The organism is Sphaerisporangium krabiense (assembly GCF_014200435.1).
In the GTDB taxonomy this organism is placed as follows: Bacteria; Actinomycetota; Actinomycetes; order Streptosporangiales; family Streptosporangiaceae; genus Sphaerisporangium; species Sphaerisporangium krabiense.
Genome location: NZ_JACHBR010000001.1, coordinates 2628897 through 2642376 on the forward strand (window position 1 = coordinate 2628897; position 13480 = coordinate 2642376).

General features: G+C 71.0%; 13 protein-coding genes. 1 reads left to right on the forward strand and 12 read right to left on the reverse strand.

The window, feature by feature from the left end; all coding sequences use genetic code 11:
- Window position 1: 1 nt before the first annotated feature.
- The 3 genes from BJ981_RS11660 to BJ981_RS11670 are packed head-to-tail and all read right to left on the reverse strand — an operon-like array spanning window position 2 to window position 2410.
- Complete coding sequence (locus BJ981_RS11660; RefSeq protein ID WP_184610698.1) at window positions 2–586, reverse strand: hypothetical protein; 585 nt, start codon at window positions 584–586, stop codon at window positions 2–4.
- A gap of 14 nt (window positions 587–600) precedes the next feature.
- Complete coding sequence (locus BJ981_RS11665) at window positions 601–1605, reverse strand: major capsid protein (protein ID WP_184610700.1); 1005 nt, start codon at window positions 1603–1605, stop codon at window positions 601–603.
- A gap of 19 nt (window positions 1606–1624) precedes the next feature.
- Window positions 1625–2410, reverse strand: a complete 786-nt coding sequence (locus BJ981_RS11670) for a hypothetical protein (protein ID WP_184610702.1) — start codon at window positions 2408–2410, stop codon at window positions 1625–1627.
- 211 nt (window positions 2411–2621) lie between these two features.
- Here BJ981_RS11670 and BJ981_RS11675 point away from each other — a divergent pair, with 211 nt between their 5' ends.
- Window positions 2622–2999, forward strand: coding sequence for a hypothetical protein (locus tag BJ981_RS11675; protein WP_184610704.1), 378 nt, complete (start codon window positions 2622–2624; stop codon window positions 2997–2999).
- On the opposite strand, the gene BJ981_RS11680 is transcribed toward BJ981_RS11675, so the two are convergent.
- From BJ981_RS11680 to BJ981_RS11720, 9 genes are all read right to left on the reverse strand, one after another.
- Window positions 2996–3310 (reverse strand): hypothetical protein, encoded by a 315-nt coding sequence (locus BJ981_RS11680; protein WP_184610706.1) that lies wholly within the window; start codon window positions 3308–3310, stop codon window positions 2996–2998. The two genes, BJ981_RS11675 and BJ981_RS11680, sit on opposite strands and share 4 nt — an antisense overlap.
- Window positions 3311–3321: 11 nt before the next feature.
- Window positions 3322–5718 (reverse strand): phage minor capsid protein, encoded by a 2397-nt coding sequence (locus tag BJ981_RS11685; protein ID WP_184610708.1) that lies wholly within the window; start codon window positions 5716–5718, stop codon window positions 3322–3324.
- 44 nt (window positions 5719–5762) lie between these two features.
- Entirely contained in the window at window positions 5763–7334 is a 1572-nt protein-coding gene (locus BJ981_RS11690) for a phage capsid protein (RefSeq protein ID WP_184610710.1), read from the reverse strand.
- Window positions 7335–7347: 13 nt separating this feature from the next.
- Entirely contained in the window at window positions 7348–7602 is a 255-nt protein-coding gene (locus BJ981_RS11695; protein WP_184610712.1) for a hypothetical protein, read from the reverse strand.
- A 66-nt stretch (window positions 7603–7668) separates the two neighbouring features.
- Entirely contained in the window at window positions 7669–8961 is a 1293-nt protein-coding gene (locus tag BJ981_RS11700; RefSeq protein ID WP_184610714.1) for a PBSX family phage terminase large subunit, read from the reverse strand.
- Complete coding sequence (locus BJ981_RS11705) at window positions 8951–9469, reverse strand: hypothetical protein (RefSeq protein ID WP_184610715.1); 519 nt, start codon at window positions 9467–9469, stop codon at window positions 8951–8953. The genes BJ981_RS11700 and BJ981_RS11705 overlap by 11 nt, the downstream gene beginning before the upstream one ends.
- A 231-nt stretch (window positions 9470–9700) precedes the next feature.
- Window positions 9701–10492 (reverse strand): hypothetical protein, encoded by a 792-nt coding sequence (locus BJ981_RS11710; protein WP_184610717.1) that lies wholly within the window; start codon window positions 10490–10492, stop codon window positions 9701–9703.
- On the reverse strand, window positions 10470–10844 hold the full coding sequence (locus BJ981_RS11715) for a hypothetical protein (RefSeq protein ID WP_184610719.1): 375 nt from the start codon (window positions 10842–10844) through the stop codon (window positions 10470–10472). Before BJ981_RS11715 ends, BJ981_RS11710 begins: the two co-directional genes overlap by 23 nt.
- Window positions 10841–13387 carry a bifunctional DNA primase/polymerase gene (locus BJ981_RS11720; RefSeq protein ID WP_184610721.1) on the reverse strand — a complete coding sequence of 849 codons (2547 nt, stop codon included), beginning with the start codon at window positions 13385–13387 and terminating at the stop codon, window positions 10841–10843. Before BJ981_RS11720 ends, BJ981_RS11715 begins: the two co-directional genes overlap by 4 nt.
- Window positions 13388–13480: the final 93 nt, after the last annotated feature.

Consider the following 13480-nt stretch of genomic DNA (forward strand, 5'->3'; position numbering starts at 1 on the left):
GCTACTTCTCCTCGTCGGCCTGGTCGCGGCCGTAGCGGTCGATCAGATCGGCCTTGCTGGTGGCTTCGGCCTCGCCCCGGTCGGCTCCCTGGCTGACCGCGTAGTCGACCCATGCCGCCTTGGGCGCGGACTGCGGCGGCCGGGACCGCTCGGCCACGACCGTGGCGGGCTGGCCCTCGACGAGGACGCGCTGGGCGACCTCGGTCTCGGCGGCCTGCTGCTCATCGGGATCGGGGGACACCGGGCCCGGGACGATCGGCGCCGGGGGGACGGCGTGCGCGCCCGGGGAGACGACCTGCGGGCCGTGCGGATCGGCCTGGCCGGCGTTGGTCGGCGGCAGGAAGTCCTCGGGCCAGGGGTCGACGGCGGCGTCGCGCAGGGGCGTGCCGAGCCGGACGCGTTCGACGTCGCGGGAGTCGACCGGCGGCTCGTGGGCGGCCTCGATGGTCTCGCCGTCGACGGTGTAGCCGGCACCGCGGCAGTAGGCGATGACGGCGGGGTTGTCGGTCTCGGCGACGCCGTTCTCGAAGACGACGTCGCCGATCGTGCCGTTGTACCCCTGGACGGGGGCGGTGATCCGTGCCATCGGGCGGCCTCCGATCAGGCGCTCTTGAGGTTGCGCAGCACGGCGGCGGCCTTGGTGGCCTTGAGGACGACGGCGGCCGGGCCGAGCTCGACCTCGCCGGTCTTGACGGCGCCCGCGTCGCTGAAGTTCGGCAGCCAGGTCTGCACGAGCGGGGCGCCGGCCATGGACACGCCGTGGAAGCCGTCGAGGCCGAAGCGAACCGCGTACAGGTCGCCGAGGTTGGTGATGTTGCCGCCGCTGCCCGCGCCGTCGGCGTCCTTGGTGGCGAGCGCGATGACGTCGTTGTTGCTGCCCGCCTTGGCGCCGAGGTCGATGAGCGGGATGCCGTTGTAGGAGGTGACCGGCCTGCCGAAGCTGTCGGTCGTCTTGTCGATCTGCTCGGCCCAGGCGGCGACGTACTTGAGCAGGGCGATGGTCTTGCGGTTGCCCATGATGGCGTCGGGGGCGCCGTCCATGAGGGCGAGCCAGGAGTCGATGTGCGCCATGACGGCGAGCGCCTCGGCCTTGGTGTCGACCGTGGTGAGGTCGATGTAGCCGGTGGTGACGCCGTTGGACAGCGGCAGGTACTCGGTGCTGGTGCCCGTCAGGATCTTGTTCAGGCCGTCGAAGCCGTTGGTGTCGACGGCGCTGTCGCCGTTGATGACCTGGTCGTTGAAGAACGCGCTCGCGGCCTTGATCTTCTGCGTCATCTGGAGCGCGGTCTCGGCGCCGGCGGCCATGCGGTTCAGCACGCGGTCGATCTGGAACGAGCCGCCGAGCGGCTTCAGGTCGACGATGTACCGCTGCTTGGTGACCTCGGCCGGGGTGTATTCGCTGTTGATCGCGCGGAAGGCGGCGGTGGGCTGGGTGATGAGCCGCTGATAGCCGTAGGTGAGCGTGGCGCCGTTGCCGGCGCCGGAGACGACGTCGTCGAAGGTGAGCCGGTCGAGCAGGAAGTTGTTCTTCTGGAACTCGTCGATGACCTTGATGTCGACGTCGTCGGTGGTCATCAGCTTCGCCTGGGCGAGCGAGACGGGCATCGGTTACTCCTGATTCGGGTCAGCCGCCGCCCGTCTTGGCGAGCTTGGCGGTTATCGCGTCGGTGAGGGTGTCGGCTTGGCCGGCCTTGCCGGGGCGGCCGGGGGGTTCGGCGCCGCCGCGGGGCGCGGGCGCGGTGTCGGCGCGGTAGATCGGGTTGTCCTCGATCGCGCGCTTCATCAGCTCGCGGAGCTTGGCGTCGAAGCCGTCGCCCGAGGGGTCGAGCTTGTCGAGCTGGGTGAGGAAGGATCGGGAGTCGGTGAGCTTGGCGGCGTCGGCGCCGACCTTGGCGGCGGCCTTGAAGACGGCCAGCTCGGTCTTCAGCGCCCTGTTCTCGCCGGTCAGGTTCCCGACCTGGGTGGCGAGCTGGGCGGGGTCTGTGGGCTGGTCGTCCTTGACGAGGCCGAGGGCCTTGCCGATCTGCTGGGCGAGGTCCTGCCGGGCCTGGTCGGCGGCCTGCTGCTTGGCGTTGACACGGTTGTTGGCCGCCTCGCCGCGCAGGTCTCGGATGAGCTTCTGGACGTTCTCGGGCAGTGAGGCGACGTCGACCCCGCTGTCCTGGCCGCCCTGCTGTCCTTGCTGGCTGGGCTGTTCGCCCTGATCGGAGCCCTGCGAGCCCGTGTTCTCGGTGCCGGGCTGTCCGGTGTTCTGCCCGCCCGGGTCGCCCTCACCGGACCCGCCGGCGAGGAGGTAGAAGGGCGTGCCGTTCTTGCGGTAGCCGAGGAGCGCGCCGGGCGTCGTCGGCAGGGGGTGCTGCATGCTGGTGCCCTCCTGGGGCGTTGGTGTGGCGGGCTCCTGGCCCGTCATGATTCGGGTTGTGCAATATCGCCCTTTTCGGGCATCCATTCAGGATCAACCTGATGGAACGATCTACGCAGGGCCGTACGGTTCGGGCATGCAGCCTCAGCAGCCCCCCGCGCCCGGCCCGTGGCCCCCCGCTCCTCCTCAGCAGCAGTGGGGGCCGCCTCCGCTGTATCAGCCGCCGATGCCGCCGCCCGCTCCGAAGCGGAAGAGCCGCGTGCCGCTGGTGCTGGGGGTGATCGGCGCGCTGGTCGTGGTGGGCATCGTTGCTGCGGTGCTGGACGGTGGGGAGGAGCCGGCCGCGGCGCCGAGGGCATCGGCGAGCAGCGCGCCGCAGATCACCTCTGGGATTCCGAAGCCGGACGGCCAGCAGACCGAAGACCTGCTGGCCGGCTTGCGGCAGATCGACAAGGAGCTCGACCGGGCCCGATCGGTGGACCGTGCGCGGAACACCTGCGCGGACCTGCTCGCAGGGGAGAAGCGCAGTGCGATCGTGGAGAAGACGCGGCTGCGCTTCGACGGCACTGCCCAGATCGATACGGCGGACGCCCAGGCGATCGTGAAGCTGATCGAAGACAGCGGCTGGTGCCGCTAGAGCGCGAGCACGTAATCGGGGGCGTACAGCGCCGGGTCGAGCAGGGCGCTCGCGGGCGTGCCGGCGGCGTAGGCGTCGCGCAGGATGGCCCACATGAGGGCGCCCGCGCGCACGCCGTCCGCGCCCGCGGCCTCCTCGTCGAGGAACCCGGCCGCGGCGAGGTCGTCGGTCCAGACGTGGCCGAGGAGCCGCCCGTCGTGGTCGCGCAGGGCCGCCCGCCGCACGGGGCCCTGCGCTTGCCAGTCGTAGGTCTGGGGCGTGGAGACGTTGACGGGCGTCAGCGCGTCGAGGTACTCACGCTCGTCCTTCACCGTCGCTCCTCCTACCTGTAGTCGCCCCACGGGTTCGGCTGCCATCCCTCGGGCCGCTGGTAGTCGTCGGGGACGATCTCCAGCTCGATGTACCAGTCGAGGAGCCGCTTGTAGGCCGCGTGGACGATGAAGCGGGTGTTCCGCCGTAGCAGGATCTCCCGCTCGTCATCACCGTATACCGACAGCGGCATCATGTTCAGGCCCTCGTGCCCCTTGGGGGCACGGATGACCAGGTGCAGGTTGCCGTGGAAGCCGGCGCGGCGTCCGACGGCCGTGGACAGGTAGCTCTTCTCGCTGATGACCCGGCCGATGAGCGACTTGACGCTGGCGGGGTCGTTGAGGTCGATGCCGAGCCAGTCGAACCACGGCTTGCCGACGTCGCGGTGCAGGATGACGTCTTCGGGGAGCTTGGACTTGCTGATCGCGGAGTCGAGGTCCCGGATGACCTTGCTGATGTCGTCGTCGCGTTTGCGGGTTTCGTCGCGGAGGACGTTGTTGATGCGCTGGAAGCTGCTGCCGGAGTACCGTTCGGCGGCGGCGGCCTCGTCGTAGGTCAGCTTGGGGATGGGCAGCTTCTCGTGCGCCCAGCGGATGCCTTCGCCGTCGGTCTGGTGGCGGAGGGCTTCCTTCATGCCGGGCGTCTTGCGTGCCCCGGTCTGGCGGCGAGCGCGCTCGGCCGCTTCGGCTTTCGCCTTGGCGGCGGCCTCCCGCTCGGCCTTCTCCCGTGCGGCTCGGGCTTCGGCTTCGCGGCGCGCCTTCTCTGCGGCCTCCTCGGCCTGTCGGCGGGCCTTGTCTTCGGCCTCTTTGCGCGCACGCTCCTCGGCTTCGCGCTGAGCCTTCTCGGCGGCTTCCTTCGCTGCTTGCTGAGCCTTGTCAGCGGCTTCTTTGGCGGCACGCTCTGCTGCCTCGCGGCGCGCCTTCTCCTCGGCTTCCTGGGCGGCACGTGCTGCGGCTTCCGCCTCGCGACGGGCCTGCTCTTCGGCTTCGCGCTGAGCTTTCTCGGCGGTTTCCTGGGCGGCGCGCTCCTCCGCTTCGCGTTGTGCGCGCTCGGCGGCCTCTTCTGCGTCCCGCCGTTCCTGCTCTTGGGCTTCGCGTTGCGCACGCTCAGCCGCCTCGCGCTCAGCCTGCTCTTCGGCCGCGCGCCGCCGGGCTTCCTCGTCCGAGCGAGGCGGCTCGGCCTCGGGCGCGGGGCGCGGGGCGCGGGAGCCGTCGTCGAGGGCGGGCTGCACGGGCGGCTGGAGGTCGCCGACGGGCCCGCCGGCCGGGCCGCCCTTCGGCGGGGTGTTCCCGGCTCCGGGCTGCTCGCGGTAACGGAGCCGCTTCAGGTCGGGGTGGGCAGCGAGGTGGTCGCGCAGCTCGGCCTGCCACTGGCGGACCTTGGCGTTCGCGGCCTTTTTGCCCTCGGGGGTGAGCGCGGTGTTGGCGCGCTCCTTGTGCTTGCGGATCTGCCGTTCGATCTCGCGCTGGCGCTGGCGGGCCTGGTCGCCTTGCGGGTCGGCGGTGTCCCGGAGCTGCTTGGTGAGGCCGGGCAAGTAGGCCGAGACGCTGTGCCGGCAGTTGGGGTGCTGAAACCCCTTGGCTCGCGCGCCGTCGAGGGTGTCGACGACGTCGACGGTGATCATCTCGCCGTCGCGGGTGGCGTGCTGGACCTGGACCTGCCCCGTGGGCCCGGAGATGGCGAGCACCTTGCCCTCGTAGGGGCGGCAGAGCTTGCACTCCTGGGAGTGGTCGGAGGCGATGACGAGGTTGACGCCGATGGAGGTGAGCCGGTCGGTCTGGCCCTGCACGGCAGCGCGGGCGGCGTTGGTGCGCGTGATCATCTCGGCGTAGCTGGAGAGCTTCCAGCGGCGGCCAGCCGAGTCGACGAACGAGGTGACCCCGCGGTCGACGAGCTTCTGCCATGCGGCCTGTGCGGCCTGCCGCCGGGTGAAGGCGCCGGAGACGATGCGCGCCGCGGCGGCGGCCTGCACCGAGCGGTAGGCGTCGAGGGTAGCCCGGAGGATGTTGCCTTCGACGCGGCCGAGATCGCGGTGCAGGGCGGCGGCGATGTTCTCGATGACGGGCGCGCCCGGGAACTCCTGCTGGGCTGCGCGCGCGGCCTGGCCGATGCCGGACCGCGGGAACCATCCCTCGGGGAGGTCGGTGAGCGCCGAGCCGTAGCCGTCGCGGTATGCCTGGCCGATGGCGTCGCGGATGACGCGCGCGCGGGTGGCCTGGAGGGTGGAGATGAGGAGCTGGGCGGAGCGGCGCAGCGCGCCGACGGCGTCGAGCTTGGTGATCTGGTACGGGGAGTCGAGTTCGTCGTCGAGGCGGTCGGCGATCTGCTTGTTGAGCGCGGATTCGAGATCGCGGTAGAGGTCGGCGACGGTGGCGGCGATGTCGTCGAGGAGGTCCTGGTCGACGGCCACGAGGACCTCCTCGGGCAACTCCCAGAACTGGGAGATGCTGGGAGTTACTGGGAGTTGGGCCCTCCGGCCGGCGGCCCGGCGGCCGGAGGGACATCCTCGGGTGGCGGTTCCTCGGCGCCCGCGGGCGGCTGGTCGCGGGGGCGCACGGCGAGCGGGTCGCCGACGGGCGCCCCCTCGTCGTCCTTGATGCGCTGCACCTCTTCCCGCACCTGGTCGTCATCCCAGTCGGGATGCAGCATGCGGACCTTGGTGTCGAGGGAGGCGGCGCGGGCGGCCTCGAGGAGCTGGAGGGTGCGGGCAACGGACTCGGCGTCCTGAGAGACTGCCGAGCCGAACTCGACGGTCGGCATCACCGGTTCGACGCTGGACCAGCCGAGGGAGCGGTCGAGGGCGAGGGTGGCCTCGACGATGCGCCGGAGCGCGGGTGCCCAGTATTGGATCTTGCGGTCGCGGGTGACCATCGAGCGGCGTTCGCGCGCGGCGACCTCGGTCGCGGTGGCGGCGACGTCGCCGGCGAGGCCGAAGGTCTGCGCGGAATACCCGGCGGAGCGGACGGCCTGGCCGATGATGGACTCGGCGCTGGCCTGGTGTTCGGCGACGCGGATGGCGAATTGGCTGAGTGTAATCCCGCCGCCCTGTGTCGGGTCCATGTCGAGCTCTTCCCAGATCTCGCATTCCGCGTCGAACGCGGCGCCCTGTCCCGGGCCGAGGCTGGTGAGGTAGCCACGAGGGACGATGAGCCGGGCCCGGGCGAGGCGTATGTCGCGCATCCAGCTCGTCCACACCTGGTCGAGGGCGTCGAACAGGTCGTAGCAGGGGGCGGCGTAGTCGGAGCGGCCGAAGGGCAGGCCGCGGTGCTTGCGGTTCGGCCGCATGTTCGGGATGTGCGTCGCGGTGAGCAGCGGGCCGATCTTCGTGTCTTGCCGGCCGTCGGCGTCGGCGCCGCGGGTCATCTCGGCCACGTCTTCGCGCGAGTCGAGGGGGACGGGCTGGCCGAGGTTCTTGCCGGTGCCCTCGAACAGGGCGTAGGTGATGAGGCCGGGCTCGTGGTGTTCCAGGAAGCGCATCACCTGGTCGCCGTTGCGCTCCAGCTCGCGCCAGAAGGTGACCTCGGTCAGGCGGCCCCAGCGGAAGGTCGGGATGGCGGCGTCGCCGTGCTCGATGGCCCAGATGGGGCGCTGGGCGACGTCGCCGTCCCAGCAGAGCTTGATGTAGACGTCGCCGAGCCCGGAATCGACCTCGGCGGCCTCCAGTAGCCGCATGTGCACGCCGCCCTCTTCGAGGATCTCCTCCAGGCGCTCCTGCGTGGTGGCGTCCTCGACGGTGAACGTGGGGGGTTCGCTGAAGAGGAGGTCGGCGCTCGTGGCCGCGATGTCGCCGGCGAGCGGGACGTGCAGGCGGGAGTCGGGCCGGGTGAGGTCGTGGGATTGGGCCCACATGCGGTGGACGTACTGGTGCCAGTGCTCGCGGTCGCGTTCGGGCTGGGCGGCGCGAGTGTAGTAGGTGGCGAGGCGGGTCTTGTCGCCGGAGTACCAGGCGTCGGCTTCGTCGTAGTCGCGGTAGATGTCGGCGAGGGCGGGCGGTGGCCATGCCGTGTTGGGCGCGGGGAGCGGCATGGCGTCGTCCTCCTCAGGCGTCGGTCTGGCGGATGCGCTCGGCGATGCGTTGGCGGGTCTCTGGGGTGCGCATGGCGTGCGCCACGAGGGCGAGGAAGACAGCGGGAAGCATGAAGAGGGCGCCGATTCCTGCGAGCTTCCAGGAGCCGTACCAGACGGCTGCGAGGAAGATGAGCCATGCGCCGCCCGTTATCCACAGTGCGTAGCTGCTGTAGCTGCTCGCCTTCCTGTGGATCTTCGCGATCTGTTCAGGGGACAAGTCGCTCATGAGGGACTCTCCGAGGGGTGAGAGATCGGGCACGAGAAGTGTGGTTCCCGCAAGCTACCGGTGGGTTCAGGCAGCGAGCGAGAGCGCCGGCCGCACCAGCGGACGCCACAGCCACGCCGAGGAGTGCAGGGCGTACCGCAGGGCGTCGCAGGAGTGGTCGTCGACCTTCAGGGGCTTGTCCTCACCCTTCTCGGCGGCCTTGTCGTCCCACGAGTACCCGGGCAGCTCGGCGAGGAGGCCCTCGCATGAGTGGTGGATGCGGAGCTGGTCGGCGCCGAGGAGGGTGGAGACGGTGCGGATGCCGTCGATGACGCTGTTGTTGGCAGCCGAGACGCTGGGCACCTTGTCCGACCAGAGCTGCGTCATGAACGAGGCGGCCGAGGGGTCGACGTAGATGCGCTCGGGCTGGATGCCGCGGGTCTTGCCCTGTTCCCGCGGGCGCTCGACGAGGGCGAGCCATGCGCGCAGCTCGCGCGAGTATTCGCCGTCGGTCAACTGCCGGCGGGCGGTGCGCGAGTCGTGCCGGTACTCGGCGACGACGTGCAGGCGGCGGTCTTCGCCGAGGCCGACGGCGAGCGCGGCGAAGGGGTTGACGGTGCCGTAGTCGATGCCGAGGGAGAACCATCGGTCGATAGCGGGCAGGTCGTCTGTGACGTGGTGCTGGTCGTCGAACATCTCGTAGATGGCGCCCTCGGCGAGGCACCAGGCGCCTTCGATGAAGCGGCGGTACCAGAGGCCCACGTACTGGGCCTTGAGCCGGGCGATGTACGACGGTTCGAGACTTGGGTTGTCGTCGAGGCTGAAGTGCCAGTGCCGCATGCCGATCTCGGCGGCGCGGGCGATGAAGTCCCGCTTCAACCAGTGCCCGGGGCCGTCGGGGTTGGTGGTGGCCAGCATCTTGGCGCCGGGGACGCGCAGGCGGGACAGGAGCATCATCCAGAACGACTGTGGCAGCAGCGTGGCCTCGTCGACGTAGGCGAGGCCGATGGTGGCCCCGCGGATGCGTCCTTCGGCGCGGGCGTCGGCGGCGCCGATGAGGTGCACGGTGCGGCCGAGGATGACGGCGGTCGTCGACCCGGTGGTGTGGTGGATCTGGCCGGCGAGCATGCCGAACAGGTGGCTGCTCTGCAACGGGTCGATGATGTTGCGCTCGATGGTCTGGAGGGTGCGGCCGACGATGACGACGAGGCCGTGGTCGGGCGCGGCGAGAAGCGCGATCAGGAAGGCCAGCAGCGAGGCGATCGTCTTGCCCGAGGAGACCGCGCCGGACCACAGGGCGATCTGTGGTGTGGTCTGCGCGCCGACCACGGAGCGGATCTGCTTGGGCGACAGGACTCGGGTAACGGCGTCAAGAAGCATCGGCGGGCGGTGGTTCGTCGAGGGCGTTGGCGGCGACGTCGAGGGCGGCGGCGAGGGCGCCGAGCATGCTGCGTGCCTGCGCGGCCCCGTTGTCGGTGTCGAGCTTGACGAGCTGGGCGTGCTTGTCGACGGCGATGCCGAGCGAGGTGTAGGCGGCCTGGACGTCGCGTAGCGGCGGGAGAGCGAGGTCGACGACCTCGGCGCCGTCGCGCCCGTTGGTCACGACCTGGTAGGCGGACCAGGCGCGCTCACGCAGCCGCTGGACGTCGTCGAGGAGCTGCTCGGACAGCTCGGCGCGGCGCGCCCTCATATCGGCGACGCGCGCCCGCGTGGCGCTTTCGGTCTGCGCGCGCGAGAAGGCGTCGCGAATGCCGTTGTCGCTGGCGATCTTTCGGACGGTGGCGTCGCTCACGCCGTGCTGGCGGGCGATGCCGCGACAGGATTTCCCGCCGGCGCGGATGGTCTCCAGGATGGCGGCGCGGAGCACGGGGTCGAGGGGCGGGGGCACACGCGGTCACCCCCTGACGCGGGTCATGGTCTTCGGGCACTTCGTGCAGCGGTAGGTGTAGACGTTGCCGATGCACTCGACGAGGATCCAGAAGTGTGTGAAGGGGAGGCACATGGGCACCCCCGAGAAACGCGAAAGCCCCGGGCGTGACCTCCGGGGCTGTTCGTGATCAAGGCATGAAGTATCAGGGGCGATTATCCACAGCCCTCCGAGCTGCGTCAACCTGAACGATCATCGAGTGCCCGTGACCGCCTCGCGGGCCCTGGTGATCTGCTCGTCGGCGGACATGACGCGCCGGGCGAGGTTCTCCCAGTCGGTGAGCGGCCAGCAGGGTTGCCCGCGCCACCAGGTGCCGACCTCGCGGTGCGGCGGCTCGCAGGCGCCCTCGCAGACGATGGCGATGTGCTGCTCGCAGGTGGGGCAGAACCGGCGCGGGTGGCCGTGGCGGCAGTCCTGCTCGGCGAGCAGGTTGCGGATGCGCCAGGTGCGCGCGCCGCCGGCCGGGGCCTCGGCGGTGACCCCGCGGCACCAGGGGCAGACGACGTCGAGGAGCTGCCCGTCGAGGACGAGAGCGAGGGTGCGCGCGGTCTGGTCGACGAGGCGGCGGGCGATGGGGGCTGCCCAGTCGGCGATCTCGTCGGGCAGGTGGGCGGCGGCGTAGTCGAGGTAGGGCCGGGCGTCGGCATAGGCGGTGCTCGGGTACTCCAGGGGCGCCAGGCCGTGGTGCTCGGTGACCGCGTCGGCGAGCTGTACGGCGTCCCACAGGATGCTCGCCATGGTGTCCAACACCCCGACGTCGACCGGCGCCGGGTGCTCGCCTGGCATCACGCCGACGCGTTCGAGGCGTTCGATGCGCGCCTGCTGGTCGCGCTCCTCGGCCTGCTCGGGGGTCAGGTGCGGCTGCCGCCAGGGCCGCGCCGTTCCCGGCAACCGGGACTCTGCCAGATCGTCCCAGTAGTGCGCAACCCAGACCAGATCGGCGGCGACGGCCGTGGTGAGTTCAGAACGGGCAGCGGTCGTCATCAAATCCCCCTGGCGATTTATCGGGTACCTCGGTGGGTGGTGCGGCCGGAATAGGAGCCCCGCATTTGTGGGCCACTAATACGGGATATCTGCGTTTGGCTCGGATATTCCATTCGTAGCGGTATTCGAGTTCTTTTCTTCTGCTGTCGCCGACGAGGTCGTATGTCGCGCGGCCCTGGGCGATGGCGATCACCTCGCCCATTTCGTCGACGGGCGCCAGATCGACGACGGCGTTCATGGCGGCGCGGTCGGCATCCAGGCCGGCGAGCACCGTGGCTCCGCAGGCGCACTGCCGGGCGCCGGCGGTGCGGAGGTTGCCGCCGCCCTTGGCGAGGAGCCAGGCGGGGATCACAGGGCGTCCTCGGGGTCGAGAAGGAGCCCGGTGGCGGGGTTGACTCGCGCGCCGTCGACGAGGATCCAGTCGGGCACCGGGGCGATCAGGTCTGAGGGGTCTCTCGGGTCGGTGTCGGAGGCGGAGTGTGCGCCAGTGCGCCACCCCCCTTTAGGGGGGCGCACTGGCGCACTCCCGCCGATGGGGGGTGGCGCACTCGTGGCGAGGTGGCGCACTGAGCCTGTGACCTGCGGTTTGAGTGCGCCACCCCCCTGGCGCACTGGTGGCGCACTGGACTCGGGTTCGTGATCTTCGCCGGAAGAGGGTGGCGCACTGAAAGTGCTGGTCACAGAGTCAGTGCGCCGATGATCTGTAAGGAGTGGCGCACTCGACGGTCCTGACACCGCCCAGTGCAGGGTGCTCCCGCGCGCCCCATCGGCTGCCCGCAGCAGTCCCAGGGAGACCCCTCTCTTGATCGCCTTGCGGACCTCGTTGCGGCCGAGGTCCTCGCCGAGGGCGTCCTCGATCTGCCGCTTGGAGGAGCCCGGAGACAGCGTCAGCCACTCGCTGATCGCGTCGATGACGACGTCGCTCTTGGCGTCCTTGCGCGAGCCTCCGGCGATCTCCAGGCACCGCGCGGCCGGGTCGAAACTGAGCAGGGATTCGGGCACATCGACGTCGCGTCCATAGGCGGAGAAGAAACGCTTCGCCGAGGGATCCATTTCCCCGTCGTCGCTTTTCTCGCGCACGAGCCGCCATTCCACGTCCGGCCAGTCGCGCAGGCGCGACGCACCCCGGGACCGCTCGCCCTGGTGCCCCATGTGGTGCACGAGAACGGCCTCTTGGACTCCCGCCTCTTTCAGCATTTCGTCGAATGCGACGAGGAATCGCCCGGCCTCTTTGTCCTCGGAAAGGCCGAGGGCGTCGAGAATGGGCGCGAGGCAGTCGAGGATGACGACGGTGGCGCCCGCGGCGCGCAGGTCCGCGGCCCACTCCGATCGCGTCTGCGGGTCGAGCAGGTCGAAGCTCGACAGCCGGCCGCGCAAGGAGACGACGGCCGCCGCCGCGGTGTTCTGGACGCGCTGGTCGCGCAGCCACCGGCGCACCATGCCCTCATCCAGCTCGTCGTCGAGGAGGACGACCTTCCCGGCGAACGGCTCGACGTCGAACTTGCCGAGGAACGGGGTGGAGTCGACGAGCGAGCGCAGCAGGTTGCCGACCATGGTGGTCTTGCCGGCCTTGAACTGCGCGGCCAGCACGACCCGGCCACCCTTCGGCCACAGGCCCTGCACGCGGTAGGCGACGGGCTCGTCAGGCACGGCGAGGAAGTCGTCCAGGCCGACGATGGGCGGTCGGGTGGCGACGCCCCCGCGGGCCTTACGGGCGCGCCGGGCCGCCTCCTCGCGGATGCGGATCCGGCGCAGCTCGGCGGCGACCTCGCGCTCGAACGCCAGGGCCTCCAGGTCGATCGCTTCGGCATCTCCCGAAGTGATGTCGCCCTCGTCGTCGACCTGGCTTTTTGCCACCTCCGGCAAGAAGGTGTCACCGGCGAAAGGGGGCGGCTCCGCGGTACGGTTCTCGCTCGGCGCGATCAGCCCCGCCAGGGCGTCGCCGGGCGCGAGCCGGGTGTCCACGTCGGCGCGCACCGCGGCGAGGTCGGCGGCGCGCACCTGGGCGACCGCCCAGGCGAGGATGCCCATGAACTCCCCGCGCGCCTGAACCCGGGTGAGCGTGCGCTCGCTGCCGTCACGGCTGGTGGCCATGGCCCGGGTGAACGCCTCCAGCAACGCCGTGGCGGCCTCCAGCGCCGGGTACAGGCCGGCGGCGGCCTCGCGCATCGCCCCCGCGGTGGCGCGCAGCGCGATCCCGTGCCGAGACTCGCCGGTCGCCAGCGCGGTGGCGACCTGCGTCAGCACGCCGTGCAGCAGCTCGGGGCGCTCGCGCGCGGTGTGCCGGTCGAGGAACGCCTTGACCTCGCCGTCGGTGGCCGCGTCCGCCGAGTCGCCGGCGTCGGGCAACTCGGCCGCGACGGGCTGCGGGAGCAGGGGCAGCGAGCCGGTGCGCACCCAGTGATACCGGCCGCCCTGCTCGTGCTTCTCGTGCGTCGAGGGCGCGACGACGACGATGCCGTTCTTCCCGCGCACCTCGCCCCAGCCCTTCCCGAGGCCGCCGAGGCGGTTGCCGAGGACGCGGCCGGGCGGGGCGAGGTAGAAGTAGTGCCCGCGCCGCTCGTCGGTCGTCCTGGTGGACTGGAACGGGCCGGGGACGACGCCGAGCGCGGCCACCATGAGCGAGGGCAGCGCCTCGGGCCGGTCGACGTCGAAGACGATCGCGCCGGACCGGCCGACGTGCAGGGCGAGCGCGTCGTCGGTGCCCGCGAACCAGGCGATGATCCGCTCGGCGTCGCGCGAGCTCTTCGACGGCCAGCCCTTGCCGAGGACGCTCCCGGCGTGCTTGGTGGCCTGGTCGACGGGGAGCACGTACCAGCCGGCGCGCGCGTAGGCGAGCGCGGCGCCGAGGGTGTCGGAGTCGTCGTCGACCTCGGGGATGTGCAGGTCGGTCACGCGGGGGCCTGCGCGGTCGATCTGGAGTGCATGAGGCGGCCTCCCTGCGGTCGTCGGGGTTTGTCTGCGTGCCCGCCCGGGGCTCGAACCCGG

Coding starts and splice junctions, on each gene's coding strand:
- BJ981_RS11695 (WP_184610712.1), bottom strand. CDS start 7,602: ATGAGCGACTTGTCCCCTGAACAGATCGCGAAGATCCACAGGAAGGCG.
- BJ981_RS11665 (WP_184610700.1), bottom strand. CDS start 1,605: ATGCCCGTCTCGCTCGCCCAGGCGAAGCTGATGACCACCGACGACGTC.
- BJ981_RS11700 (WP_184610714.1), bottom strand. CDS start 8,961: ATGCTTCTTGACGCCGTTACCCGAGTCCTGTCGCCCAAGCAGATCCGC.
- BJ981_RS11670 (WP_184610702.1), bottom strand. CDS start 2,410: ATGACGGGCCAGGAGCCCGCCACACCAACGCCCCAGGAGGGCACCAGC.
- BJ981_RS11660 (WP_184610698.1), bottom strand. CDS start 586: ATGGCACGGATCACCGCCCCCGTCCAGGGGTACAACGGCACGATCGGC.
- BJ981_RS11710 (WP_184610717.1), bottom strand. CDS start 10,492: ATGACGACCGCTGCCCGTTCTGAACTCACCACGGCCGTCGCCGCCGAT.
- BJ981_RS11690 (WP_184610710.1), bottom strand. CDS start 7,334: ATGCCGCTCCCCGCGCCCAACACGGCATGGCCACCGCCCGCCCTCGCC.